The 25,903-nt window shown below is 33.0% G+C and carries 19 protein-coding genes, 2 pseudogenes and 1 riboswitch; of the genes and pseudogenes, 15 read left to right on the top strand and 6 right to left on the bottom strand.

What is annotated here, in order from left to right:
- Positions 1-8: 8 nt before the first annotated feature.
- The 3 genes from ATHE_RS11285 to ATHE_RS11275 form a co-directional block, all read right to left on the bottom strand.
- Entirely contained in the window at positions 9-902 is an 894-nt protein-coding gene (locus ATHE_RS11285; RefSeq protein ID WP_015908573.1) for a polysaccharide deacetylase family protein, read from the bottom strand.
- A gap of 210 nt (positions 903-1,112) precedes the next feature.
- Positions 1,113-2,165: a DUF2092 domain-containing protein gene (locus ATHE_RS11280; RefSeq protein ID WP_015908572.1), complete on the bottom strand. Its 1,053-nt coding sequence runs from the start codon at positions 2,163-2,165 to the stop codon at positions 1,113-1,115.
- A gap of 76 nt (positions 2,166-2,241) precedes the next feature.
- On the bottom strand, positions 2,242-2,769 hold the full coding sequence (locus tag ATHE_RS11275; RefSeq protein ID WP_015908571.1) for a UPF0236 family transposase-like protein: 528 nt from the start codon (positions 2,767-2,769) through the stop codon (positions 2,242-2,244).
- A gap of 363 nt (positions 2,770-3,132) precedes the next feature.
- Here ATHE_RS11275 and ATHE_RS11270 point away from each other — a divergent pair, with 363 nt between their 5' ends.
- From ATHE_RS11270 to ATHE_RS11215, 12 genes are all read left to right on the top strand, one after another.
- On the top strand, positions 3,133-4,848 hold the full coding sequence (locus ATHE_RS11270; protein ID WP_015908570.1) for a putative bifunctional diguanylate cyclase/phosphodiesterase: 1,716 nt from the start codon (positions 3,133-3,135) through the stop codon (positions 4,846-4,848).
- A gap of 148 nt (positions 4,849-4,996) precedes the next feature.
- Entirely contained in the window at positions 4,997-6,892 is a 1,896-nt protein-coding gene (locus ATHE_RS11265) for a methyl-accepting chemotaxis protein (protein ID WP_015908569.1), read from the top strand.
- A gap of 17 nt (positions 6,893-6,909) precedes the next feature.
- Positions 6,910-8,346, top strand: a complete 1,437-nt coding sequence (locus ATHE_RS11260) for a chemotaxis protein CheW (RefSeq protein WP_015908568.1) — start codon at positions 6,910-6,912, stop codon at positions 8,344-8,346.
- Positions 8,347-8,377: 31 nt separating this feature from the next.
- Positions 8,378-9,445 (top strand): protein-glutamate methylesterase/protein-glutamine glutaminase, encoded by a 1,068-nt coding sequence (locus ATHE_RS11255; RefSeq protein WP_015908567.1) that lies wholly within the window; start codon positions 8,378-8,380, stop codon positions 9,443-9,445.
- Positions 9,446-9,466: 21 nt separating this feature from the next.
- Positions 9,467-9,829 carry a response regulator gene (locus tag ATHE_RS11250; protein WP_013429468.1) on the top strand — a complete coding sequence of 121 codons (363 nt, stop codon included), beginning with the start codon at positions 9,467-9,469 and terminating at the stop codon, positions 9,827-9,829.
- A 6-nt stretch (positions 9,830-9,835) separates the two neighbouring features.
- Positions 9,836-10,309, top strand: a complete 474-nt coding sequence (locus ATHE_RS11245; protein WP_015908566.1) for a chemotaxis protein CheX — start codon at positions 9,836-9,838, stop codon at positions 10,307-10,309.
- A complete protein-coding gene (locus ATHE_RS11240; RefSeq protein ID WP_015908565.1) occupies positions 10,303-10,779 on the top strand; it encodes a chemotaxis protein CheX in 477 nt (158 codons plus the stop codon). Before ATHE_RS11245 ends, ATHE_RS11240 begins: the two co-directional genes overlap by 7 nt.
- Before the next feature lie 3 nt (positions 10,780-10,782).
- Complete coding sequence (locus ATHE_RS11235) at positions 10,783-11,622, top strand: CheR family methyltransferase (protein WP_015908564.1); 840 nt, start codon at positions 10,783-10,785, stop codon at positions 11,620-11,622.
- 4 nt (positions 11,623-11,626) lie between these two features.
- Positions 11,627-13,405, top strand: coding sequence for a chemotaxis protein CheA (locus ATHE_RS11230; protein WP_015908563.1), 1,779 nt, complete (start codon positions 11,627-11,629; stop codon positions 13,403-13,405).
- Positions 13,406-13,533: 128 nt separating this feature from the next.
- Positions 13,534-15,204: a ribulokinase gene (locus ATHE_RS11225; protein ID WP_015908562.1), complete on the top strand. Its 1,671-nt coding sequence runs from the start codon at positions 13,534-13,536 to the stop codon at positions 15,202-15,204.
- Positions 15,205-15,307: 103 nt separating this feature from the next.
- Positions 15,308-16,420: a GntR family transcriptional regulator gene (locus tag ATHE_RS11220; protein WP_015908561.1), complete on the top strand. Its 1,113-nt coding sequence runs from the start codon at positions 15,308-15,310 to the stop codon at positions 16,418-16,420.
- Entirely contained in the window at positions 16,405-17,049 is a 645-nt protein-coding gene (locus ATHE_RS11215; RefSeq protein ID WP_015908560.1) for an L-ribulose-5-phosphate 4-epimerase, read from the top strand. The genes ATHE_RS11220 and ATHE_RS11215 overlap by 16 nt, the downstream gene beginning before the upstream one ends.
- A gap of 83 nt (positions 17,050-17,132) precedes the next feature.
- Here ATHE_RS11215 and ATHE_RS11210 read toward each other — a convergent pair whose 3' ends face one another.
- On the bottom strand, positions 17,133-18,491 hold the full coding sequence (locus tag ATHE_RS11210) for a beta/alpha barrel domain-containing protein (RefSeq protein WP_015908559.1): 1,359 nt from the start codon (positions 18,489-18,491) through the stop codon (positions 17,133-17,135).
- A 6-nt stretch (positions 18,492-18,497) separates the two neighbouring features.
- Positions 18,498-18,648: riboswitch (cyclic di-AMP (ydaO/yuaA leader) on the bottom strand.
- A 233-nt stretch (positions 18,649-18,881) separates the two neighbouring features.
- Here ATHE_RS11210 and ATHE_RS11205 point away from each other — a divergent pair.
- The 3 genes and pseudogenes from ATHE_RS11205 to ATHE_RS11195 all read left to right on the top strand — a co-directional run bounded on the left by ATHE_RS11205 (position 18,882) and on the right by ATHE_RS11195 (position 23,048).
- A pseudogene (locus ATHE_RS11205) lies at positions 18,882-19,748 on the top strand (IS481 family transposase).
- A 393-nt stretch (positions 19,749-20,141) separates the two neighbouring features.
- Positions 20,142-21,155 (top strand): hypothetical protein, encoded by a 1,014-nt coding sequence (locus ATHE_RS11200; protein WP_015908558.1) that lies wholly within the window; start codon positions 20,142-20,144, stop codon positions 21,153-21,155.
- Between the two features lie 114 nt (positions 21,156-21,269).
- Positions 21,270-23,048, top strand: a complete 1,779-nt coding sequence (locus ATHE_RS11195; protein WP_231503369.1) for an S-layer homology domain-containing protein — start codon at positions 21,270-21,272, stop codon at positions 23,046-23,048.
- A gap of 577 nt (positions 23,049-23,625) precedes the next feature.
- Here ATHE_RS11195 and ATHE_RS14355 read toward each other — a convergent pair.
- Together ATHE_RS14355 and ATHE_RS11180 are read right to left on the bottom strand one after the other, a co-directional pair.
- Positions 23,626-24,849 (bottom strand): annotated as a pseudogene (locus tag ATHE_RS14355) (IS256 family transposase).
- Positions 24,850-24,918: 69 nt separating this feature from the next.
- Positions 24,919-25,869 carry an ISNCY family transposase gene (locus ATHE_RS11180; RefSeq protein WP_015908556.1) on the bottom strand — a complete coding sequence of 317 codons (951 nt, stop codon included), beginning with the start codon at positions 25,867-25,869 and terminating at the stop codon, positions 24,919-24,921.
- Between the last annotated feature and the right edge of the window lie 34 nt (positions 25,870-25,903).

The following is a 25,903-nucleotide window of genomic DNA, read 5'->3' as shown; positions in this document are numbered from 1 at the left end:
GAGGCTTTTTAGCCTCTTTTTTGCAATAAGTTTTGTTTTGTCTTCTTTTCGGTCAATGTTTTAACAGACTGTTTTTCCTTGGAAGTTTTGTGACTGGGATTGTGAACATAGATATCAGGATATTCACCATTTACAATTTTTACAAACTGGTCAAAAGTAGTTTTCTGTGAGATAGTAAACCGCGGTACCTCATACGGGTCAGTAGAAGATGTTACATATCCTTTTTTAGTAGTAAAAGCTAATTTGTAGTTAAAAGACCTTAAAACTTCTATTACTCTTTCGTCATATGCGCCAAACGGATAAGCAAAATAAGGAGAATTTATAAGCATTTGATTGTTTACAAAATCAAAAATGATGTCCAGCATGTTAGCCTGAAGGAGAATAGGCATTCCATTTAGCAGCCTATGCATATCATATGTGTGGGAACCAAACTCAAAGACGTCCGTATATTTAAGAGTGTCTTCAAATGAAAGATACTCAAATTCATTTGAGAAATTTTTAGATATTAAAAATTTTCCAATTACAAATATACATGCTCTAAACCTATATTTTTTTAAGATAGGATATGCTAAGGTAATATTGTTTTTGTAACCATCATCCATTGTAATCACAACTGATTTTTTAGGGGGAGTATACTCGCCTTTCAAGAATTTGTATAATTCCTCCATTGTCAGTATTTTAAAATTATTTTTATACAAATATTCCATTTGTCCTTCAAAATTTTGAATATCTACAACTGTTGAAGAATTATAATCTTGAGCTTCTTTTTGGTCCTTTGCAAAATAGTGGTATACAAGTACTGGTATCTTTATTTGCTGAGGTTGTGCGAAAACTAAATCAGAAGAAATAAGTGTATAAATTAATATTACTGCAAAAAATGCTGAGACAAATCTAACTTTCATTTGCAATTTCACCTTCTTTTTTAGATGATCATATGTTGCCTCACAATTACAAGATTATAAAGATATTTTGTGTGATTATTTTTAAAAGAATGTTACAAAAAATAGATAATTTATCGCAATAGTTGTTTTATCTAAAAATAAAAAGACTGCCACCTTTTTTATTTGGTAACCTTATGTGGCAGTCTCCATGCTTTTTAATTTTCTACAGCTTTATTTAATTTGCTGCATTTTTGAAACAAAATTTTCAATCAGTTTTAAAATACCAACTATATCTACTTGGTTTGACTGAGTTTTTATTATGTTCTGAGGAATTTGAGGGAACTTTACATCGTTTCCTGTTTGAATATTTGAAATCTCCACTCTTGACAGAATGCCGCTACCGGTTGAAGGCAGATTTTTTATTATTAATTTAACAATTTTGCCTGTCTTTTCGTCAATATAGAAAATAATCTTATAGTCATCTAATTTTAATGAAGCGATAATCTTAGACAAATTAGTTTCAAGCTGTTTGGATATATCAGCAGATGATATTTTATTGACATCAATGTTCAGTGAAGTTAAAGCCTTTTTCTCATCATCAGTCAATGACTTTAAATAGATGTCAAACATAAGTTCAAGCTGAGAAATAACAGATTTTGAAGATGTAAATAAAAATTCTTTAAATGCAGGCTCTAATATCTTGCTTGGCAGGTTAGCGCTAAGCTGCCAGCAGGTTATATTTTTTGAACCTACAGATGTTGTTGTCTTTACTGCGCTTTTTACAATTGAAGATGACTGAGAACCAAGATAGTTTAAAATGTTCTGATATAGCTTATTCACAGGTTGAGAAAGTGTACTGTCAATCATAATTATGCTCATCCATAAATTTGCTGGTATGTTTGAAAGAGTATATTTATTATCTTTTGGGTCAAGCGTATAAACATTTTGCCCGTTTATAAAAACAGCTTGATTTACATTGTCTTTTTTAGTCTGCACATAAAGTTTTTTATTTTTTCTATCAAAAGCTATTTTGTATGTTTTCATATCGTTAATGGCAAGATTCAGACCATAACCAAGTGACTTTTGCCCGGATGATGAAGAAATTATGTCACAAGAAAGAGGCGAGTCAGGGTTTAGTATTTTTGCAAGCTCTGCTTTGAAACTTTTTTCAAGTAAAGATGTCTGTGATTGCTGATTTGATGCACCTAAAATGTAGGATACAGACATAGAAAGTAAAATTAAAACAACTAATAAGCTTGATATAAGTCTTGATAATCTTTTCATTTTTTCACCTCCCAAAATATCGATTGACTTAATTTTATCTTATATTTATTATATCACTTTTTCTGAAAAATGACTATTAGTTTTGTTTTTTTTCTTCTTTCTTTTTATCTTTAAAAACTTTATTTCTAATGGTTTGTGCACTTATTTCGGTAGAGCTTGAGGCTTTAGCAAGTTCTTTTAAAACGCCAGCAAAGGATTTGTGGACTCTAAAAAGACTTTTTATTTTTTCTTCATAATGCTGGCTGAGACGCTGATAACTATCAATTCCTAAAAATTTGTCTACGAGGTATGCATACTCACCGGTTTGTTTGTGCTGATAGTATCGTCTTTTGTAAACCACAACTGCATGAGGCATGAGGATAGTTCTATAATCTCTTTTTATATTTTTCCAATTTTCTTTGACATCTTCAGACTCCTTGATTTTGTCATCAAGTTTTTCAATTGAATAAACAATGATTTCAATCAATAGACTATAGAGAATTTTACTTACCTCTTCGGCAAACTTATCTAAGTCTTTTTGCCTTTCAAGCATCTGAGGTGCCTCTTTGAGCAAGTTTATGAATCTTTCCAGAATAACTGCCTCTTTTTCGTTCATTTCATACATACATCAAACCCCCATTTCAAAAGCAATCTTATTTATTCAAGGTTAGTATAACAGCCACAGTCTTGGAAAAAGCCCGGTCAGGCACTCACCTACAAAAATTTTGTTATCAAATTTTTTTGTTTAAGTTGACATAAGTCAGTGGATGTCATAAATAACCAATAAAGTTTAATAATAGATTAACTAAACAAAACAAATTGGTATACATAAGTTATAATTATAGTCAACTAATGTACTAATTCAAGAACAATATAAATTTCGAAACTATTTTAAAACCATTGAAATGGAATACAGAAAAGATTAAAATAAGTCTTGTATAAATAAAGAAAGTTTAAATTAATCATTTAGAAAGGATGAAAAAGATGTATGAGTGAATCTTCTAATGATTTTTGGGTTAATAATTTTAAAAACATAATAGAAGGTAATTATGAAAGATTAGTACAACTAATTAAATCAGAAAGAGGATTTTGGCTCTATGATATAGAAAAAAAAGGAGTTTACATTTCAAACGGCTTTGAATACATTTCTATCCAAATAAATGGTAGCATTAATTTTATCCAAGATGTAATGACTGAAAGTGAGTTTGAACATCTTAAAAAGCTTGTAAGAGACAGCATAGAAAAAGGGCAAAATGGTTTTTCGGGAAGAATAAAACTGAAGGATGGTAGATGGATTTTTGTATGTGCTACTATTTTGTATAGTGAACAGGAGCCTTTAAAGATAGTTGGGACATTTGAGGATGTAACTCCACATGTTTCGTGTGATTTGAGATTAAGTAGATATATTGAACTTATAGCATATTATGATGAAATAACCGGTCTTCCTAACAGGAACTTTTTGAATGAAGTCTTGAGAGAAAAAATTGATAAGAGCAAAAAAGATAATTCTGGCTTTTGGGTAATATTTATAGAGGTAAGTAACTTTGGGTATATAAATGAGCTATTTGGTCATTCAGTAGGGGACGAGTTTTTAAAAGCTGTAACATTTGAGATAAAAAAGTTTTTGCCAAGGGATTGGACATTTTGCAGATTTGGTGGAGATGAATTTGTTGTTTTGACATCAAACATACAGAGAACTTCTGTTGCAATGGTAGTTGAAAACCTCATAGAAAGATTTTCAAGACCATGGAATGTGATGGGAAAGTGGTTATATGCAAACATAAACGTTGGGATTTCAGGGTATCCGCAGGATGGAGAGTTTGCTGATACGCTTTTAAAAAATGCAGAGATTGCTCTGACCGCAGCTAAAAAACATGGAAGAGATTTTGGAAAGAGCCAATATGAATTTTATAAAATCTCAATGGAAGAAGAGATTTTGAGAAGAGTTGAGATTGAGTCAGAAATTTCAAGAGGAATTCAGGAAAGACAGTTCTTTTTGGTTTATCAGCCGAAGGTATCTTATGATGGTAGAACGGTAGTCGGGTTTGAATCACTTCTTAGGTGGAACTCCCAAAAAGGAATTTTAACTCCGGACAAATTTATTCAAATTGCAGAAGAGAGCGGGCTTGTGTATGATTTGAACAGGCTTGTGCTTGATATTGTTTGTAAAGATATAAAGTACATTAAGCAAAAAACTTCAAAAACTATTCCTGTTGCTGTAAATTTGTCTGGTAAGGAATTTGCAATGTACAATATGATTGGAGTTTTAAATGAACGTCTAAAAGCACATAGTCTTCTACCTGAAGATATTGAGATTGAAGTTACAGAAAGGGTAATATTAAACAATGTGGAATTAACAAAACAAATTTTAAATAGCTTACATGAGAAAGGTATAAAAATATCTATAGATGACTTTGGCACAGGATATTCTTCATTTGAACTTCTTCTGCAGCTTCCAATTTATGCTCTTAAAATTGACAAGAAATTTATTAATAAAATACACTTATTTGGCAATGAATATATAATTGTAAAGAATATAATTTACATGGCAAAGGAAATGAATTTAAAGACAATTGCAGAGGGTGTTGAAAATAAAGAACAATATGATATATTGCGAGAGCTTGGTTGTGACCAATTTCAGGGTTATTATTTTTCAAAACCTGTAAGTATAGAAGAGGTTGTAGTTAGCAATAATGATAACTAATAATAATATATAAACAAAATTCCATTATTGTAAAAAAAAAAAAAAAAAAAAAAAAAAGTTTACAGTAGCTCAAAAAGAGGGTATATATTTTTATGAGAAATATTTTTAAATTGTCAATAAAAATTTTTGTAGGTGGGGAGGTTTGTATATGGAAAAGAAGCTTTTGAAGAATGATATTGCTACAACAAAGAAGGTTGAAAGCAAAAAACAAGCAGAGGAAAAGGCAAAAACAAAAGTACTTCTTCGTCAGCAACAGCTTTCAGAAAGGCTTGCTGCTGCAGCAGCTCAGCTTATGGCGGGGATTGAACAGTCAACTGCAGCTGTTGAAGAACTGAACAAAAATGTTGAGCAGCTTGCGGCTGCTGCAGAAGAGACAGCGGCTGCTGTTGAAGAATCAAAAACTGCAACAGATGAGATTAAAAAATCTGCAAACACAGCATTTCAAAATGCAATTGACCTTGTCGACAGGGCAAAGACGTTAAACATATCTGTTATGGACACAACTCGAAAAATTCAGGAAATTATTGAAGAAGTAAAGCTTTCTGCTTACAAAAAACTTCAGGCGAGCGAGTTTATGAAACAGCTGAACGAGTCTGCAAAGGATATAAATGATATTGTGATTTCGGTTGGAAAGATTGCTGACCAGATTAATCTGTTAGCGCTAAATGCTGCAATTGAAGCTGCAAGAGCTGGTGAGTATGGAAGAGGTTTTGCTGTTGTTGCTGATGAAATAAGAAATTTAGCTGAGGTTGTTGAAAAACTTACAGATTCAGTGAGAAAAAATGTCAATAAGATTAATGAAGAAATTCAGAATATAGATAATGAGATAAAAGAGTCTGTTGAATATGAAAATTCAAAAGCAGCAACAGGCGAGGAAATTCTCACAAAACTTTTGGAAACTACAAAGATTTTCGAAAAGGTTTTAACAAATGCGAATGAAATACAAAAATCTTCACAGAAAACTTCTAACTCTATGGATGAGTTTTTAAAACTTATGACAAATATTGCTTCAGCATCAGAACAAATAGGAGCTGCAATTGAAGAGATAAGCCAGACAGTAAATGAACAGGTGAAAGCATACAAGATTGCAAGTGAAAAAGCAGAAGATTTGAATCAGCTGGCAGAAGAGATGAGAGTTTCAACTGCTGTAGAAAAAGATGCAACAAAAATTTCAGCATCATCTGATGAGCTTTCCTCTGCTGTTGAAGAAATTTCTCAGTCTTTGAGCCAGATAGCCGAGGCATTTTCTCAGGTTGAGAGTGGTTCAAAAATTCAGGTTGAAAACGCTAACCTTGCAAGGAACAACATAAATGAAATAGTAGTAGAATCAAGAAAGAATAAAGACCTTTCAAATGAGTTAAATGATATAATCAATACATTTAATGACCAGATGGGTGAGGTAATTGAAAAAACTGTAGGTCTTATATCAGAGCTGTCAAATGTTTTAGAATCAAATAACAAGGTTTTGAAGTTTATTGAAAGTTTGGATAACTATATTGCTGATTTAGAAAAACTTATTGAGCAAATTTCTTTGGTAACTGTTCAGACAAATATGCTTTCTGTAAATGGATCAATTGAGGCAGCAAGAGCTGGAGAATATGGAAGAGGATTTTCTGTTGTTGCTAATGATGTGAGAAACTTAGCTTATGAATCTTCTGAAAATGCTCAAAAGATGAAAGATATAGTAAAAAGCACTCAAAGGAAGGTTTTAAGATTTACAAGCGATATAGAAAATTTAACTCTTTCGACATCAAATATGGTTGAAAGATCAAAACGAGACATAGGAGTTTTAGACCAAACAATGGGCATGATAAAGGACATGAAACAAGCAACAAATTCTATAAACATGGAGATACTGCAGATTCAATCTGCTTTAGAGCAGCTTACAAAAGGAATAGAGAATATTTCAGCAGCAGCACAAGAAAACCTTGCATCACTTGAAGAAGCAACAAGAGCTGTAAATGAACAAAGACTTGGTGCTGATGAACTACTTTCGGCTATACAGGATGTTGCAAGCTTGGCTGAAGAAATTTTAGCCATGTAGCGAAAGGATGATTGAGTATGAGCAAGATAGGAACACTTGACTTAAATGTAATTGTATTTCAGATAGGTAAGCAGAACTTTGCTTTTAGCCTTGACAATGTAAAGGAGATTATAAAGGTTCCATCTATCACTCCAGTTCCACTTACAAAAAGCCATGTTGCAGGACTTATAAATTTAAGAGGTGATGTTATTCCTGTTTTAAATTTAAGAGAAAAGTACAGAATAGAAAGTTACATTAAAAGTGAAGATGCAAGAATAATTATCATAGAAAAGAATAACGTAAAAATTGGTATGCTTGTTGACAAGGTTTTGAATATAAGCAGCATTGATCAATCGCAGGTAAACGAGTGTAAAGTTACAACACTTGAAGAGGTAAAGGCTGTTATTAAGCAGAAAGAAGAAGATAAGTTAATTACGTTCATTGACACTGATAAAATTCTTGAAGAGAACCTTGAACTTTCAGTTTTTCAGAAGATTAACATAGAATCGAGCATTTCAGAGACAGACGAGACTGAACAAAAAGTGTTAAAACAGGAAAGGTATATTTTAGTCCAGATTGATGGTCAAAACTATGCACTTAATATTGCCAATATTCAAGAAATAATACGATTTTCTGATTTTTCAACAGTTCCATCTGAGAGTGATGATGTTCTGGGTATTATAAATTTAAGAAACGAAATAATTCCTATTATTAACATTCAAAAACTTCTTAAAGCAGAAAGCAAAGAAATAGATGATGAAACAAAGATTATTATAGCATATAATTCAGGGTTTAAATTTGGATTTATAGTTGACAAAATTTTGTCTGTAATTTCAGTTAACGAATATGAAATAAAACCACTTCCAACAATTGCAAACTATAAAGATATTTTTACTGGAACAATTAAATCTGATGAAAGAATGTTTATTATTTTGAGTATAAACAAAATTTTTGAAAAAGTTAGCAGTGCTATTTATGAAGAGATTAAAAATCAGGGAGAAGAGGCTTTGGAAATGTTGAAGACCAGTGATGAAAAACAGGTTGTGCTGTTTGAAATAAATAATCAGAAGTTTGCAATAGACATTCAGAAGGTAAAAGAAATAAATCGAATACCAAGTATTGTTAAAGTGCCAAACGAAAAAGTGTATTTAAAAGGAATTGCAAATTTGCGCGGAGACATTATAGCTATTATTGACCTTGGCATACTTTTATACGGTGGAGAGACACAAATTAATGATTCATCCAGAGTAATAATTGTCGAGTTAAGAGGGGAAAGATTTGGAATTCTGGCAAAGAAGGTATTGAGTGTTTCAAAGGTTTCTGCAGAAAATATTATTGAAGTTGATAACTCTATTGAAAATGATCAAATGAAAGAAAAACTAAGCAACTTGGATATAAAATATATAAAAGCTATAATAAAACATAACGATGATTTAATTATCCAAATTGACCCTGAGATAATTCTTGATGAATAAAAAACTTGACAGGGGTTAAGGAGTAAGATTCATGATAAAAGTTTTAGTTGTTGACGACTCAGCTTTCATGCGAAAAAAGTTAACAGAGATTTTAGAAAGTGACCCTGAGATTGAAGTTATTGCAACTGCAAGGGATGGAGAGGATGCCATCAGAAAAGCTGAAGAGTATTTACCTGATGTGATAACTCTTGATATCAACATGCCAAGGATGGATGGGCTTACTGCACTGAGGATTCTGATGCAAAAAAAGATTGCACCAGTTGTGATGGTATCCTCTCTCACACAAGAAGGTGCTGAGATTACTTTAAAAGCTCTTGAAATGGGCGCATTTGATTTTGTTCCTAAACCTGGCGGAACTATTTCACTTGACATTGATAAGGTAAAAGAGGATATTATTGAAAAAGTCAAAGCTGCAGCAACATCTTCAAAAAAGTTTGTTGTCAGGAAAGAACTTGCCAAGAAAACCTTGTTTGATGTATCTGCAAGGCCGACAATATCAACTCAACATGAAGAACAAAAGCCATTTAAAGCTATTGTTATAGGTATTTCAACAGGTGGACCCAAAACAATTATGGATGTTTTGCCTTACCTTCCATCAAACTTGAACGCATGTGTATTTCTAATTCAACATATGCCGCCTACTTTTACTGCTCAGTATGCAAAAAGACTCAATGAAAACTGCCAGATTGAAGTTATTGAGGCATCAGCTGGTATGAAAGTAGAAAAGTCAAAATGTTATGTAGGAAAAGGCGGATACCATCTCACATTATACGGCACAAATATTGAAGATTTAAGGATAAGACTTACACAAAAACCAGAACATAGATTTATGCCATCTGTGGATGTATGTATGATGTCTGTGCTTGAGAAGTTTCAGGAAAATACAATTGGGGTACTTATGACGGGTATGGGTGATGATGGAGCTGATGCAATGGTGAAAATAAGACAAAGAGGCGGTATTACAATTGCAGAATCTGAGGAGACGGCAATTGTTTTTGGAATGCCGAGAGAGGCGATTTTGCGCGGTGGTGCTGATTATGTTCTTCCATCGTATAAAATAGCAGAAAAACTTATTGAGCTTGTTGGGCAAGAATATTAAAATAGGGAGGAGATAACAGTTATGAAAAGGATTATGATAGTTGATGATTCACCGATGATTCACAAACTTTTAAAAAAGGAGATAGAAAAATTAGGTCATGAAGTGTGTTTTTGTGCAACAAATGGGCAAGAAGCTGTTGAAAAGTATTTTGAACTAAAGCCAGACCTTATTTTCATGGACGTTACTATGCCAGTTTTAGAGGGTGATGCAGCGTACAATAAAATTATCGAAAAGGATAAATCATGTAAAGTTATATTTTTAAGTGCAATCGGGGATAAGGAACTTTTAAATGTGAATGACCCTTCAAATATAGTAGCAATTATAAGAAAGCCTTTCAAAAGTGAGGACATACAAAATGCTATAAATAAGGCGTTTGGGGGTTAGGCAAAAGTGATAGATGAAGCGTTGAATATAGCTGATGATGTTTTGAAAAAAATAATCTCAGAAAATTTTAATATTGAAGCAAATAACAAACAAGAGATTGTTCCTGAACTTGATGAATTTTGGCACTCTGGTGTTGTTGGAGTTTTGGGCATTATGGGGGAAGTTAAGGGGAGAGTAATAATAGGTATTGATTTTAAACTTTCTACATATTTTGTAAAAATGGTCTATGACCAGGATATTGTTACAAACAGTGATATCCTTGATGTTGCGTATGAGATTTTCAACATGATTGTAGGAAATACATTAGTTGAGTACAAAAAAAGCTATAATACTATCTTGCGACCAACTCCACCTTCAATTTTTCTTGGTGACAATATGTTGATTGTTTCACCCAAGATTCAAAGAAAGAAAATTGAGTATGCATTTGAGTATGGAAAAATGTTTATTGAGGTTGGTTTTGAAAGGGGTTTTAAATGGTGAATAAGAATATTATTGAAGCTGTAAAAAATGCAACCATTGCAATCCTGCAACAGTTTGGCGTAAGTGATATAAGGCTTTCTTATTATCAGCAAAAGGAAAATAATGAAAGTGACTATCCTGTAAATGTTACAATAGGATTTCTTGGGAAAATTAACGGATATGTGATAGTTGGATTGAATGAACACATAGCAGAAGAACTTGTTAGCATTATGACAGGTGGGTTTTTGAACACATTGGATGATCCCATGGCAAGAAGCACCATTTTGGAACTTGGTAATATGCTTTCTGCTTATATTGCAAATAATATGTCTGCTGAACTTGGTGGTGAAAAGGTGGATATAACACCACCCACACTTGTTATGGGGAATGAAGTCTATATAATGATGACAAGATATGAATCTGTTGACATAAAATTTTCGTCAGAAAAGGGTTCTATAGGTATTAATATAAGCATATGGGGGAAAGATTAGTATATGATACAAGATATTGATGCTGCTTCGATTGACAAAATAAAAAGGTTTATTCTTGATAAAACTGGGATATACTTAAACGACCAGAAAATTAGTATTGTATTGCAAAAGCTAAAAAAGCAAATAAATGAAGGTACTATAAAAGATTTGAATCATTTCTATTATAATCTTATGACAGATGAGAAAGTTCTTCAAGATTTTATAAATTTTTTGACAGTAAATGAAACATACTTTTTTAGAGAGTTTGAACAGTTAAAGGCTTTTGCAGAAGTGATACTACCTGAAGTTATAGAGTTTAAAAAGAAAAATGGAGAAGATAAAATAAAAATATGGGTTGCGGGATGTGCAACAGGTGATGAAGCATATACAATTTCTATAATTTTAAATGAATTTTTAGAAGATGGTATTAAGTTTGAGATTTTTGCATCTGACATTGATACAGAGGCATTAAAAATAGCAGAATTAGGCATCTATGAAATGAGAAATGTGAGATTTGTACATCATCATTATTTAAATAGGTACTTTGATATTACAAATGATGGTAAGTTCAAAGTTAAGGACCAAATAAAGAGAAATATAAAGTATATACATCACAATTTGATTGATTTTGCCAAATACTTTATTTTTTCAAAATCTGATTTTATATTTTGTCGAAATGTTCTTATATACTTTGGTGATGAGCAGAGAAAAAAAGTTATTGACAAGATGTATGAAATTTTAAACTGTGGAGGGTATCTTTTTTTAGGGCATTCAGAATCTGTTGGAAGGCTTTCTGACAAGTTCAATGTAAGAAGAATAAATGATTACTTTTTCTATTATAAAGAATGCGAAAGTGGATGGTGATTTGATGAAAGTTGTAGTAAAAGAAGATGAACTTGAGATATTGGATGATTTTTTATCTGAGTCGTGTGAGTATCTCAACAATATAGAAGCAGAAATTTTAGCATTGGAGGAAAGAGTTACCGATGAAGAGCTTGTGAATAGTTTATTTAGAAAATATCATTCTATAAAAGGATTGTCAGGATTTTTTGAAGGAATGAATGAATTTACAAAATTATGTCAGATTATTGAGGATGTGTTAGCAAAAATAAGAAACAGAACAATAAATGTTAGCAGTGACGTTATAGATTTTCTTCTTAAAGGAAGCGATGTCATAAAAAAGATTGTATTTGGTCTCAGTGAGATACGGAAAACCGGGAAGAGAAATATTGAGATTGAGGAAGAATTTAATTTAGAACTATTTGAAAAGGAAAAAGAAAGTCTTATAGAGACTGAAATTTTAAAGTCTAAGGTTGAAGAAAAAGAAACCAAGGATGAATATTTTGAAAAAGATTTTGAAGCAAAAGAGGAAGGCAAGGAGGAATTTTATGACAATATTGAAAGGAAAGATAATATTGAAAAGATTATCGAATCGACGACATCAGCACTTTCTTCTGAATTTAATGAGGTAAAAATTAGTTATGAAAAAATTGACGAAATGCTTGGGCTTGTTGGTGAGATTATAACAACTAAAAGCACGTTTTATTATCTTTCAAAAGAACTTGAAAAATATGATGCTGAACTTTCTAAAAAATTCAAAGAGCTTTTCCGTTTTATACATCGAACCTCTGAGATTCTTCAGGATAACATTATGAAGATAAGAATGATTCCTTTTGAGCTGGTTGTAAAAAGATTTAATAGACTTGTAAGAGAGACTGCTAAAAAGACAGGCAAGAAAGTTAAATTTATATTTACATGTAATGATGTGGTAATAGATAAAGGTGTTGCAGAAAAACTAAGCGAACCGCTTATGCACATAATCAGAAATTGTATAGACCATGGTATTGAAAGTGCTTCCGAAAGGAAAAAGATTGGCAAACCAGAGCATGGGAAAGTAGAGCTTATTTCATACTATAGGGGGCAGAACATTGTTATAGAGATAATTGATGATGGCAAAGGAATAGATGTTGAAAGAGTAACACGAAAAGCGATAGAAAAGGGAATTATATCTGATGAAAAGGCAAAAAGTCTCACAGCCGATGAAGTAATAAAATTAATTTTTGAACCTGGGTTTTCTACAAAGGATATTGCAGATGAAATTTCTGGCAGGGGAGTAGGAATGGATGTTGTAAAAAATACTGTTGAAGCGTTAAAAGGAAAGGTTGAAGTTAAAACAGAAAAAAGTAAAGGAAGTAAATTCATACTTGAAATTCCAACAACAGCTGCTGTTTCACAGGGTATTGTAGTTGTTTATAATTCGCAAAAGTTTATAATACCATTCGAATATATTGAAGAGACTGTAAAAATAAGTATGAAAAATGTATATGGGTATGTTGATAAACTTATTATTGATGTAAGAGATGAACCAATTCCCCTTTATCCCATTTCATATGTGCTTTATCAGGAAGATTCTTGTAGTGAAGATGTTGTTAAAAGATTTACAAAAGATGATGAAGTTTCAGTTGTAATTTTGAATATAAGGGGTGTAAAAATAGCTATATGTGTTGAAAAACTAATGCAAAATGAAGAATTTGTTTTAAAACCTCTTCCCAAGTTTCTGGAAAACAACAAACTTCTTTTAGGAACAACAATTGATTATGAAGGCAATGTGATACTTGTATTGAATCCAGAATATTTTAGGCTCTAAAAGAGAAAGAGCATTAAATTGTCCGCGTACAACTTTTTTTGCTCCTTCTCTTTTGTTCTTTTTGCATATATGATACTATATTTTTAAGAAACATGTATGCACAAGCAAAGGGGAAAAGGGGGATTTTTATGGCAAAGTTCAGTATAGGAATTGATTTTGGAACACAGTCAGGAAGGGCAGTGCTTGTTAATGTTGAGACAGGTGAAGAGGTTGCAACAAGTGTGAAAGAGTACACTCATGGAGTTATGGACGAGAGCTTGCCAGATGGTACAAAACTTCCTCATGACTGGGCACTTCAACATCCACAGGATTATATAGAAGTCTTGGCAACAACTGTTCCAGATGTCTTGAAAAAAGCAGGAGTTTCCAAAGACGATGTGATTGGAATAGGAATTGACTTTACAGCCTGTACAATGCTTCCTATCAAAAAGGATGGGACACCGCTTTGTGAGCTTCCCAAGTTCAAATCAAATCCTCATGCCTATGTTAAGCTGTGGAAACACCATGCTGCTCAAAAGTATGCAAATAGGCTAAATAGAATAGCTCAAGAAAGAGGAGAGAAGTTTTTACAAAGATATGGCGGAAAGATTTCATCCGAATGGCTATTCCCCAAAATCATGCAGATTTTAGAAGAAGCACCAGAAGTCTATGAAGAGGCAGACAAATTTATAGAAGCAGCTGACTGGATTGTGTTTAAGATGACAGGGGTTGAGAAGAGAAACTCATGTACAGCAGGATATAAAGCTATCTGGAGCAAGAGGGAAGGGTATCCTTCAAAAGAGTTTTTCAAAGCACTTCATCCAAGGCTTGAAAATGTTGTTGATGAAAAGCTATCACGCGAGATATACCCGATTGGGCAAAAAGCTGGTGAGCTCACAGAAGAGATGGCAAAGCTTATGGGATTAAATCCTGGGACAGCTGTTGCAATTGCAAATGTTGATGCTCATGTGTCAGTTCCTGCTGTTGGGATTACTGATATTGGCAAGATGCTGATGATAATTGGAACATCTACATGCCACATGCTTTTGTGGAATGAAGAGAAGATGGTACCAGGAATTTGCGGATATGTTGAAGATGGAATTTTACCTGGTTTTTATGGGTATGAGGCAGGACAGAGCTGTGTTGGAGATCATTTTGAGTGGTTTGTTGAAAACTGCGTGCCAGCTCAATATCACGATGAGGCAAAACAAAAAGGACTCAACATATATCAGCTACTCAAAGAAAAAGCAAAGGCTTTAAAGCCTGGCCAGAGCGGTCTTTTGGCGCTTGACTGGTGGAATGGCAACAGGTCAATTCTGGTTGATGCAGACCTCACTGGTATGATGCTTGGCATGACCTTGACTACAAAGCCAGAGGAGATGTACAGAGCACTGATTGAGGCAACGGCATATGGCACAAAGATAATAATTGATAACTTCAATGAGCACGGTGTTGAAGTAAGAGAGCTTTATGCGTGTGGAGGAATTGCTGAAAAAGATGAGCTTTTGATGCAGATTTATGCTGATGTGACAGGGCTTGAAATAAAGGTTTCTGCATCACCTCAAACACCGGCACTTGGTTCTGCAATGTTTGGTGCTGTTGCTGCAGGAAAAGAAAGAGGTGGTTATGATAGCATATTTGAAGCTGCAAAGAAAATGGCAAAACTTAAAGACTATTCTTATAAACCAAATCCGCAAAACCATGAGATTTACAAAAAGCTATACAGAGAATACAGAATACTTCATGACTATTTTGGAAGAGGAGCAAATGATGTAATGAAGAGATTAAAAGAGATAAAAGATGAAGTTTCGAAAATATAACAAATGCATTTAATTTGTAACTTGCAGGCTATTTTTAAAATTTTACAATTTCCGACAGCCTGCAGGTTATAATTATAGATTGATTTGAAAATTTAGAAATGGTATGATTAAAATAAACTTGTATATACAAGATGATGGTAAAATGAGTAAAACAAAATATGAATTGATAAAGGATTTCATAATTGAGGGTATTAATTCTGGTAAATTTAAAGAGGGAGAAAAGATTTATTCAGAGAATATGCTTGCAAGGAAGTTCAAAGTTTCGCGGCACACTGTAAGAAGAGCTATAATGGAGCTTGAATTTGAAGGGCTTTTGGTATCGCTAAAAGGAAGAGGCACGTTTGTTGCAAAAAAGAGTGCAGACAGTTCTAAATGCATTGCAGTTCTTACAACATTTATCTCTGACTATATCTTTCCACTAATTATAAGAGGAATTGAAAAGGTGATAGCACATGAAGGTTACGGACTTTTACTATTTTCAACAGACAATAGTTACGAGTTTGAAAGATACCACTTGGAAAGTATAATCAACAACCCCAATATTGATGCTGTTATAATAGAACCCACAAAAAGTGCGCTGCCTTCCAAAAATCTGGAACTTTACAAAAAGCTTATACAAAAAGACATACCTGTTATATTCATAAACACCATCTTAGAAGAAGTGGCTCAAAACTATATAATAACAAAAGACCAATCGGCTGTATATAAACTTACAACCAACCTTATAAAAAATGGGTGTAAAAGACTTTTTGGTGTGTTCAAAGGTGATGACCTGCAAGGAATAAAAAGGTACCGTGGGTTTGAAAAAGCCTGCAAAGAAGCCGATGTAGAATTTGATGTAATCTTTTTCACAAGTGAGGAATACAATTTTGTTCACAAAAGGGCAGCAGAGGTTATATCAAGAGGAAAGTTTGATGCAGCTGTCTGTTACAACGACAAGATTGCTCTTCCTCTTTGTGTAAAGCTAAAGGAAATGGGTTTTAGGATTCCCCATGATATATCTGTTACAGGGTTTGACAATTCACTTTTAGCAACATTAACAGATATAAAGCTCACAACAGTTGAACATCCTAAGGAAAAGCTTGGTGAGATGGCAGCAAAAGCCACTATTGCAATGATAAAGAAAAATAAAGTGCATGTAAGTGAAGAAATAGAGTGTGAGATTATTTACAGGAATTCCACAAGAGGAGGAATACAGGAATGCTTGAAAGCTTAAAAGAGATTGTTTGCAAATACAATCTTTATCTTCCAAAATTTGGTCTTGTCACATGGACATCTGGTAATGTCTCAGCACGCGACCCTGAGACAAACCTTGTTGTTATAAAACCCTCTGGTGTGATGTATGATGATTTGACACCTGACAAAATGGTTGTTGTTGACATGGACGGAAATGTTGTTGAAGGAGATTTAAAGCCGTCAACAGATACACTAACTCATCTTTATGTATACAAACACATGCCGCACATAAATGCTGTTGTTCATACACATTCAAACTATGCAACAGCGTTTGCAGCCTTGGGTCAGCCAATAAAGGTGTATTTGACAGCAATTGCTGATGAGTTCGGCTGTGAGATTCCGTGCGGACCGTATGCTCAGATTGGTGGTGAGGACATAGGCAAGGTGATAGTTGAGTATATAGGAGAAAGTCCGGCAATTCTTCTTCAGAACCATGGAGTTTTTACGATAGGCAAGACAGTTGATGAGGCTGTAAAAGCGGCTGTTATGGTAGAAGATGTGGCAAAAACAGTGTTTATTGCAAAGATGATGGGCGAGCCTATCGAGATTCCGCTTGATGAGGTAAAAAGAGCTCATGAGAGGTACATGACAAAATATGGGCAAAAATAAAAAATTACTTTTCCCCCAGCACAAGAAAGGGTTGTTAATACAACATAAGGCTGCCGTTTTCATGTGGCAGCCTTGCTTGTCTTTTACAGTCCAAATATTCTGGTTACAACCTCTTTTAGCTCTTCATCACTTATTGATGTATTTCTTCCATTTTCATATTGACTGTCTACCCACTCTTTGACCTTCTGAACCCTTGGGTCTTTTTTGTCAACCTGAATGTCAATGCCGCTATCTTTGAAATACCTATTTATCCAGATTACAATTCCTGCAATGCCTGAGTATGCATCTATAATCACCTTAGGAGGCTTCCCCAGAATCTTTCCTGTATCAAATATATTGTAAATCTCCTCATCTTTCATAAGTCCATCTGCATGAATTCCAGCCCGTGTTGCGTTAAAGTTCTCACCAACAAAAGGCGTCATTGGAGGAATTTCATACCCGATTTCTTTTTTGAAATACTCAGCAATCTCAGATATTACAGCAACATTCATGCCATCTGCGCTGCCTCTTATCTGAATGTATTCCATCACCATTGCCTCTAATGGGGTGTTACCCGTGCGCTCACCTATTCCCAAAAGTGATGTGTTTACCATTGAAGCACCGTACAGCCATGCCATTGTTGAGTTTATGACTGCCTTGTAAAAATCGTTGTGACCGTGCCACTCAAGCCACTCAGATGGCACTTCACCATAGTTGACAATACCATAGATTATTTGAGGCACACTTCTTGGGAGAGCCACACCCGGTATTGGTGATCCAAGCCCCAGCGTGTCACAGGCTCTGATTTTCACAGGCATATTTGCCTCTTTTGAAAGTTTCATAAGCTCATTAATAAACGGCAAGACAAATCCGTAAAAATCAGCTCTTGTGATGTCTTCAAAATGGCAGCGTGGTATGATTCCTGCCTCTAAAGCTGCCGACACAATTTCTAAGTATTGCTTCATTGCTTGACTTCTTGTCATCTTTAATTTTTTGAAGATATGATAGTCAGAACATGAAACCAAAATTCCTGTTTCCTTGATACCAAGGTTCTTTACAATCTCAAAATCCTCTTTTTTTGCCCGAATCCAAGCGGTGACTTTTGGAAAATCATAACCTTTTTCTAAACACTTTAAAACTGCTTCTTTATCCTGTTTTGAGTACACAAAAAACTCTGTGTGAAGAATAACGCCACTCCCATTGTCAAGTTCATGTAAGTAGTCATAAATTCTACAAATTTGATCAACAGTGTACGGTGAGCGTGATTGCTGGCCGTCTCTGAAAGTTGTGTCTGTGATGTAAAGCCGCTCAGGAACATTCATTGGCACAATTCTGTGGTTGAAAACAAGCCTTGGTACCTCATTGTAAGGATAGATGTTCCTGAAAAGATTTGGCTCTTCAACATCCCTGAACTGATACTCAATCTCAAGAATGTGAGTCTTTTGATTAAATTTTACATTCATAAAAAACAAACCTCCCTTTCAAAGCTTCGGGGGTTAGCTGACGGGTTCGGGCAGAAAGGGACGTTTGCCCTACAAGGCAAAAATGCCTTGATTCACCCCAAAAAATGGGTCCCCCCTATCCTGTGCTTTTTACACAGGAATTCAGCTTTTTTGATATTGTGATAACATTATGATACCAAAGAAAAAGAGAACTATCAAGAGATTCAAATTAATATCCTCAAATAGGTATGCAGAATATTTACCACAGCGAAAAAATGTGCGAAAATACTAAGGAGAAGGTTATAAAAAGAATTGAGGTTACCTCTATCCTGACATGAATATAATTAAAAAGTGTAATATACCATTCAAAAGAAACATTCATAAACTACCAGGATGGGAGGGTAGCCTACTATGAATATTTATATCTCATATCACGAAATAACAATCTGCTCAAAAAAGCTAAAGAATTAATTCGAAAAGTAACAGACCGCGAATAACAAAAACGTATCAGAAACTGCTAAAATATTAGGTGTATCAAGAGCTACTATAAGAAGAGCAATTTACGGTCCTCTTGAGGATAAATCCAGAAAGCCTAAAACTTGTCCAAGAAAACTTTCTTCTGAACTTGAAAATCTCATTATTGAGGAATCTAAATGAACTGGTATGAAAATACAGACGTCTTTCACTTTATTTGTTCAGAAAATATGGGGTTAAAATAAGCGAAAACACAATAAAGTCTATTCTCAAAAGAAATGCTGTTACCTAAGAAAAACAAGGAAGACAAAAAAGAGAAATTGGCTTTATGTTTATATCCTTGGTTGCTTTGTGACTAAGAACACATAGTGTGAGAACCCTAATAAAAATCCGATTGGATAATGGAGAAGAATTTTGTTGAGGAAGTGAAAGAAAGTTAAAGGAAGTAGTATAAGATTCTGTCACTTTTGGGAGTAGAATTAAACCCTATTGTAACAAAAGCAAAAAACTTAATGGGTATAATTGAAAATTCACATCGAGCAGATGACGAATATTTTTTAATGATTCATGCTGAGAGATGCAAAAACAAGGAAGAATTTATTCAGAGAGCTCAAACGTGGCAGGATACGTGGAACTTTTTTAGACTTCATAATGGTAAAGGAATGAGTGGGAAGACACCATTTGAAAAATTCATAGATTCGAAGTCTTTGGTCTCCTCTCATTTTTTTCAGTATTCTGCGTTACTTCTCAAAGAGATTCTGAAAAAAAATGAGTACTTTTTATTATCATTTCTGTAATAAATAATGTGGCAAATGTGTCTTCACTGAGTGTGATTTTAAATTAAAAAAATTTCAGTCTATATTACTTTTGTTGGAAATTGAACCAAAGTAGAGTAAATAATTTTTATAGGAGAATATCAGAAAGAGAGAAGTGGCAAGGCACTAACAATTAAATAAAAAATGTTATTGGGTGTTTATCGCTTTATATTATAATTTTTACTAATAAGTCGGTTTTATGCTTACACAGAATAATTTGAACTTTCTCAAAATAACACTATTATCCTGTAAATATATAGTTGACAGAAAAAAAATAAGAGTTATACTTGAGAAGAGATATATGAGTTATTATTTTTTGTTATTCAAGAGATATATGAAAGTATTTAAGTAAACATTAAAGTGAGAGGAGATTAGAAATAAAATGGTTACATTTACAAAATCTAAAGAATATGATGGTACTCCAATAGAAGGATTTATCTACGTTAATGGTATGGAGAATATTGGTGCCAATCTGCTCGATAGTGCAGCATATGGGCGTGCATTTACAATTATTCCATTAATAGTTGGGAAAATATATGAATGTGAATTTTATGAGTGGAACTACAGTGGACAAGCAGTTCATATTGGTGTCGGAATTAAAAACGAAAGTACAACAACTCCTGCATCAATTACAATTCTTAAAAAAGATGTACGAACAGGTAGTGGTTGCGGACCTATAATGACTACAGCTTTTATGCAAAGCAATTTCAATATCCCACTGAATATCCCTCCTCGAATAACAAGTAATCCTACCCAAGGATTCACAGATTTATTATCTACTCTTGTATCTAGTACAACGCTTGTAAATGGACGAGTTCGTTTTAAGGTAAATTCAGGAGAAAAGTTGTTTTTAAAAGTTTATGTTGTTAAAGATCAACCTAATTGGGAAAAATATGCAGGTTGGACAAATTTAATTTCCGCGGAAGATTTAAAAAAAATAGATCCAGCTACTGGCCAACCTTATGATAAAAGTTTGTCTCAAACGGGATTATATCAACACATTAGACGTCATGTGGATTTACCTGTTGGGAACAACACTGTGCGTTTTGCAATGGGGAAAATCGAAAATAACCAAGTAGTGGATAGATATAATATTGGTGAGTTTGAAAGTCCAATATATCCACTGCCGTTTTCAAATAATGGGAATCTAGGGAACTATGGAATTGTATATACCTTTTATTATCCTGAAGCTAATGCAAAATATGTTACAGTTACACCTCAGCAGGTAGATATACCTCAAAAATATACACTAAAAATTAATGGAATATGGCAAACAGTTACAGCCTCAAAATCAAATCCATTTTCCTTTGAGTTAATTGGCGGAAATTCTTTTTGGTTTGTATTACCAGGTGGATCATATGGTGATGTAGAAATATCATTTAAAACAACTTTGTGATAAATAGGTATTTGTTAAATAAATGAAATAAAGAGAAGTAATATAGTTTTATAGCACTTATCTTGAGCGTTGCTGAAAAAGATTAAGCTTTATCATAAAAAAGGATGATTTACAATGATGAGGATAATTAATAAAGAATTTGAAAAATTTACTATAATATTTACCATTTTTCTTCTGTTATTCTTTTATGGTGGAGTTGTAAATTATAATTGTAATGCAGCACAAAATGAAATTAGCAAATCAATAGCCTTGAGAATTGTCCCACAAGAGTTGAGGGGAGATTACCAAAAACCTATAACTCGGTTGGAGTTTTGTTACTTATTATGGAATCTTTTATGTTCTTTAGGTTTTGATTCAAACCAGATATTAAAGTCAAATTTTATACCAATTTTTTCTGATACGAATGATTATAAAGTAAGAGTATTAGCAACCTTAGGAGTAGTAAATGTAGAAGAAAAAGGAATGTTCTATCCAAATAAAACTATTACAAAACAAGAAGCTGCAAAAATGCTTTTTTCAACAGTCACTCTTTGTAAAAGAATACCGCAAATAAAACAATATTACAAGATTCAGCTTAAATGTCCCACCGAGACAGAAATTTTACCAGAAGATTTTTATGATGGTGTTAATATTCTGCCATCAGCAAGGGAAGCAATTAACTATCTTTATAGAATAGGTGTTTTTAACACCGATAGTAATGGATGTATTGAGCCAAATGAGAAATTAACGCGTGAAAAAGCAATTGAAGCAGTACTAAAATTATACAGAGCTGCTACTGGTGAAATAAAAAATCCAATTTCAGAAGAAAATCTCTATCCTTATATTTTTGCGAATAATAGGACAGATTCTAATATTGTATGGGGATATATAAATTCAAAAGGAGATTGGAAAATAAAACCACAATTTTATGAACCTTCTGGATTTAATTTTCAGGGATACGCCATTGCTCAGGATCCTAATTTTATTAAGGATTCATATATGGTTTTAGATAAGCAAGGTAAAATATATTTTAAATTTCAGCGCGTTGCAAGATTATATGGAAATCTTGCTGTTGTAGATGATGGAATTTATATATTGCCACAAAAGAAAAGATTATCCTCCAACATAGATGCGATAAGTGATGTTATTATTTACCCTCAAGGTGACTTTTTAGTGCCTGTAAAAGATGACAGAACAAATCTATATGGATATTATTCTTTTAATGGTAAGAAAATTATAGACTTTTACTACGATATGGCTTATGCTTTTCACAAAGGTAAAGCTGTTGTTAAAAAGAAAGGTAAATATTATTTGATAGATAAAACAGGAAAAGTATTAAAATTGTTCAAAATAGATGACAAGAAATATGATGTAAAATATTTTGTTGGTGAAAGTGGGTTGCTGTCATCCAGAGACAATAGCCAGTTTATCGGATATAATGCAAATACCGGTGCTCATTGTTTTAAAGCTCCACAAGCGATGTTAACAGAAGATGGATGGTTTATTGTAACAGATAATTCAGGTAGGAAGATTAAAAAGCTTTTTGATACAGATGGAAATATTGTAGCAAATGGAAAAGAAATCATTGATTTGGGTAATGGTTTTTATCAAGTGTGGGGAAATAATGATGAAAGATATATCATTACAAATACCAAAAAAGTAGTAATTCGATGTAATAATTCTAATATATACAATTGGGTGTATTGCAAAAGTGGCGGAGGGGTTGTAGCTATTTATTCTTCGGAAGATACTATTACCATTGTTGATGCATTTGGAACAATTTTTTCAAAAGTCAAGCTTCCTTCTAAAAATTGCAAAGTAGATTTTATCAATGGTCTTCTTCGAATCACAGATACTAAAACACTCATGCAATATTATTACAATCCTATAAATGGAAAGCAAGTTTTAAAATAATATTACTGCTAAAACAAGGGCCGCAAGTATAAAATTTTTTTGAATTAACCCCTGTCAAGTAGACAGAAAAAAATAATAAAAATTTTTTTCAGGTAACACTAACCGCAGTGGTTGGTGCTACCTATGTTATCGTGATATACCAGAAAAATAGTTGCAGGACTCCAAGGGTGACGAGCATTTTAATTGTTTTTGATACCTCTTTGTTGAGTTAAATTAAAGGGCACTAGAGGGATATAAATATAAAAAAGAAGAGTAAAGTTAAATATTATAAATTAGGTTGTTGAATAAAAAATATTACCAACAATACATAAAACAAACACAAATTATTGATTTCATTCATAAGGGGTGTGTAAATAATTTTGTGTATTTAAGATAAGCCGTCCTTCTTGGTAAGTAATCATTCAAAATTTAATTGCCAACTTTCTATTTTTTAGTATTTCCATTTTAATATTTTTTATGCATAAATTTTTAACTTCATGGAGAAAATTTAATACTGGGTTATATTATCTTTTTTTTTATTTGTTTTTTTAACTGCTTCTATAGAAGCAGTTAAAAAAACACGAACAAATGATTGCTTCTACTTTATATATTCTCTCAACCGCTCAGGATACATTATTAAAAGCTGGTTTAATATCATATCCCAGTTTCTGTATCTTTGCGTCCATTTTCTTACAACATTTTTAGTCGCAAGATAAAGCATCTTTTCTAAAGCTATATCATTTGGAAATACTGATTTTGACTTTGTAACTTTCCTAAACTGTCTGTGAACACCTTCTATAATGTTTGTTGTATAAATTATTCTTCTAATCTCTGGGGGAAACTTAAAAAACGAGGTCAGCATTTCCCAGTTGCTTTCCCAGCTTCTAAATGCATAAGGATATTGTTTCCCCCATTTCTCTTTTATTTGACAAAAATTCTCAAATGCCTCTTCTTCATTTGTTGCCTGGTATATTCTCTTGAAATCTTTTGAAAATTCTTTTATGTGTCTATACGAAACATACTTAAATGAATTTCTCAACTGGTGGATTATACATCTTTGAATATCACTCTTCGGAAACACTGCTTCTATTGCTTCTTTCAAACCAGTAAGACCATCAACACAAAACAGCAGGACTTCTTCTACTCCTCTTGTCTTTAAATCATTCAATCGACCTTGCCAGAATTTAGAACTTTCACTTTCTCCTATCCATATTCCTAAAACATCCTTATATCCCTCAATGTTAATCCCTAAAACAACATAGGTAGCTTTATTCACAATTTTACCCTCATCTTTTATCTTGTAGTGGATCGCGTCCATGAAAATAAACGGATATATCTTTTCCAATGGTCTGTTTTGCCATTCTCTTATTCTATGGTACTATTTTTCTGTAATTTTGCTTACCATCTCAGCAGATACTTCAATACCATAGATATCTTTTATTTGTTCATGAATATCTCTTGTTGTCATCCCTCTGGAATATAAAGCTATTATTTTATCTTCAATTTCAGAGATATCTCTTTTATATTTGGGAATTATCTTGGGTTCAAATTCACCTTCTCTGTCTCTTGGAATATCAATTTCCATCTCTCCAAATTTTGTTTTTACGGTTTTCTGAGTATATCCGTTTCGAGAGTTAGTAGTTTGTTTGTTTTTAATATCATATTTTTCATAACCCAGAGTTTCTTCAATTTCTGCTTCTAAAAAGCTTTGAAGTACATCTTTGAACAGGTCTTTTAAACTTTCGTAAATATCACTTACGCTCTGAATATTATTTTTTCTTATAAACTCTAAGAGCTGCTCTTTTGTTAAAACATTCTCCATAACAAAAAACCTCCTTCTTGGATATTTTTGTTATATTCTGATTCTTACCAAGAAGGAGGTTCTTATACTTTACACAAAATTATTTATAGTCTCTTCATAAGCGGAAGAAAACTTCTTGCCTTCTAACTTTCTGAGAGGTTGTTCAAATAGAAAAGTAATTAGTATCCAATCAATATACCTTTTATAATTTCTAAATCCCTTGAGCCTCACATTCTCAAGATTATATTCACCTTTTAATTTGCTAAATAACCTTTCAATCTTTGTTCTGTGCCTGTATAGCTTCTTACCTTCTTCAGTTTCTAAAAATCTTATATTCTTGCTTCTAAAACTATTGCTCACATTGTTTTTGTCTTTCATATTTCTTTTGTTTATCCCAGCAACAAACTTAACTTTAAGCTCATTTGCTATATTAAACCATCTGCTACAGTCGTATCCTGCATCTGCTAATACAATCTCACAGCCAAAGCCCCATGCCCTATACAAAAGCTCTTCTTGTCTTGAGTCATGTTCATTTGCCCCTGTTAAAATCCAGAAAAGTGGTATTACTTCTTCTTTACCTGCACACAAAAGATGTAATTTGTATCCCCTGAAAAATCCTATTGTAATATGTATATCTATTTTTGCTTCTGAATCATTTTTGGCACTTCTCAGCGGCGTAGAATCTACTATCGCTATACTAATATCAGGTTCTATTTCAGCTATTAGTATCTCTCTTATATCTTGCATGTATTTTTCTTCTATTTTTCTTAACAACTTTGCAAAATATGAATAGTTTGGACTTTCTTCTATACCTATTGCTCTTTTAAACTCTATGTCTTGATTTATTCGATATTCTAATTCTCTGAAACTTTTTATCCCCTTCTTAACTTTGTAAACCAGACAAGCTATTATTTGAAACAAATTAAATTTCCTTGAGCGTCCTCTTCTATTGTGCTTTATTCTCCTTGACAGAGCTTCAGCAACCTTTTTCACTACAAAAAGTAGCTTTAAAAATTTCTTATTTTGTGCTTTAATATTCATATGTATCTTTTCCCCCTTGTGTTTTGTTGTGGTT

This window comes from Caldicellulosiruptor bescii DSM 6725, from assembly GCF_000022325.1.
GTDB lineage: Bacteria > Bacillota > Thermoanaerobacteria > Caldicellulosiruptorales > Caldicellulosiruptoraceae > Caldicellulosiruptor > Caldicellulosiruptor bescii.
This window is presented reverse-complemented; position numbering and strand designations above follow the sequence as displayed.

Coding starts and splice junctions, on each gene's coding strand:
- ATHE_RS11285 (WP_015908573.1), bottom strand. CDS start 902: ATGAAAGTTAGATTTGTCTCAGCATTTTTTGCAGTAATATTAATTTAT.
- ATHE_RS11280 (WP_015908572.1), bottom strand. CDS start 2,165: ATGAAAAGATTATCAAGACTTATATCAAGCTTATTAGTTGTTTTAATT.
- ATHE_RS11275 (WP_015908571.1), bottom strand. CDS start 2,769: ATGTATGAAATGAACGAAAAAGAGGCAGTTATTCTGGAAAGATTCATA.
- ATHE_RS11270 (WP_015908570.1), top strand. CDS start 3,133: ATGAGTGAATCTTCTAATGATTTTTGGGTTAATAATTTTAAAAACATA.
- ATHE_RS11265 (WP_015908569.1), top strand. CDS start 4,997: ATGGAAAAGAAGCTTTTGAAGAATGATATTGCTACAACAAAGAAGGTT.
- ATHE_RS11260 (WP_015908568.1), top strand. CDS start 6,910: ATGAGCAAGATAGGAACACTTGACTTAAATGTAATTGTATTTCAGATA.
- ATHE_RS11255 (WP_015908567.1), top strand. CDS start 8,378: ATGATAAAAGTTTTAGTTGTTGACGACTCAGCTTTCATGCGAAAAAAG.
- ATHE_RS11250 (WP_013429468.1), top strand. CDS start 9,467: ATGAAAAGGATTATGATAGTTGATGATTCACCGATGATTCACAAACTT.
- ATHE_RS11240 (WP_015908565.1), top strand. CDS start 10,303: ATGGTGAATAAGAATATTATTGAAGCTGTAAAAAATGCAACCATTGCA.
- ATHE_RS11235 (WP_015908564.1), top strand. CDS start 10,783: ATGATACAAGATATTGATGCTGCTTCGATTGACAAAATAAAAAGGTTT.
- ATHE_RS11230 (WP_015908563.1), top strand. CDS start 11,627: ATGAAAGTTGTAGTAAAAGAAGATGAACTTGAGATATTGGATGATTTT.
- ATHE_RS11225 (WP_015908562.1), top strand. CDS start 13,534: ATGGCAAAGTTCAGTATAGGAATTGATTTTGGAACACAGTCAGGAAGG.
- ATHE_RS11220 (WP_015908561.1), top strand. CDS start 15,308: ATGATTAAAATAAACTTGTATATACAAGATGATGGTAAAATGAGTAAA.
- ATHE_RS11215 (WP_015908560.1), top strand. CDS start 16,405: ATGCTTGAAAGCTTAAAAGAGATTGTTTGCAAATACAATCTTTATCTT.
- ATHE_RS11210 (WP_015908559.1), bottom strand. CDS start 18,491: ATGAATGTAAAATTTAATCAAAAGACTCACATTCTTGAGATTGAGTAT.
- ATHE_RS11200 (WP_015908558.1), top strand. CDS start 20,142: ATGGTTACATTTACAAAATCTAAAGAATATGATGGTACTCCAATAGAA.
- ATHE_RS11195 (WP_231503369.1), top strand. CDS start 21,270: ATGATGAGGATAATTAATAAAGAATTTGAAAAATTTACTATAATATTT.
- ATHE_RS11180 (WP_015908556.1), bottom strand. CDS start 25,869: ATGAATATTAAAGCACAAAATAAGAAATTTTTAAAGCTACTTTTTGTA.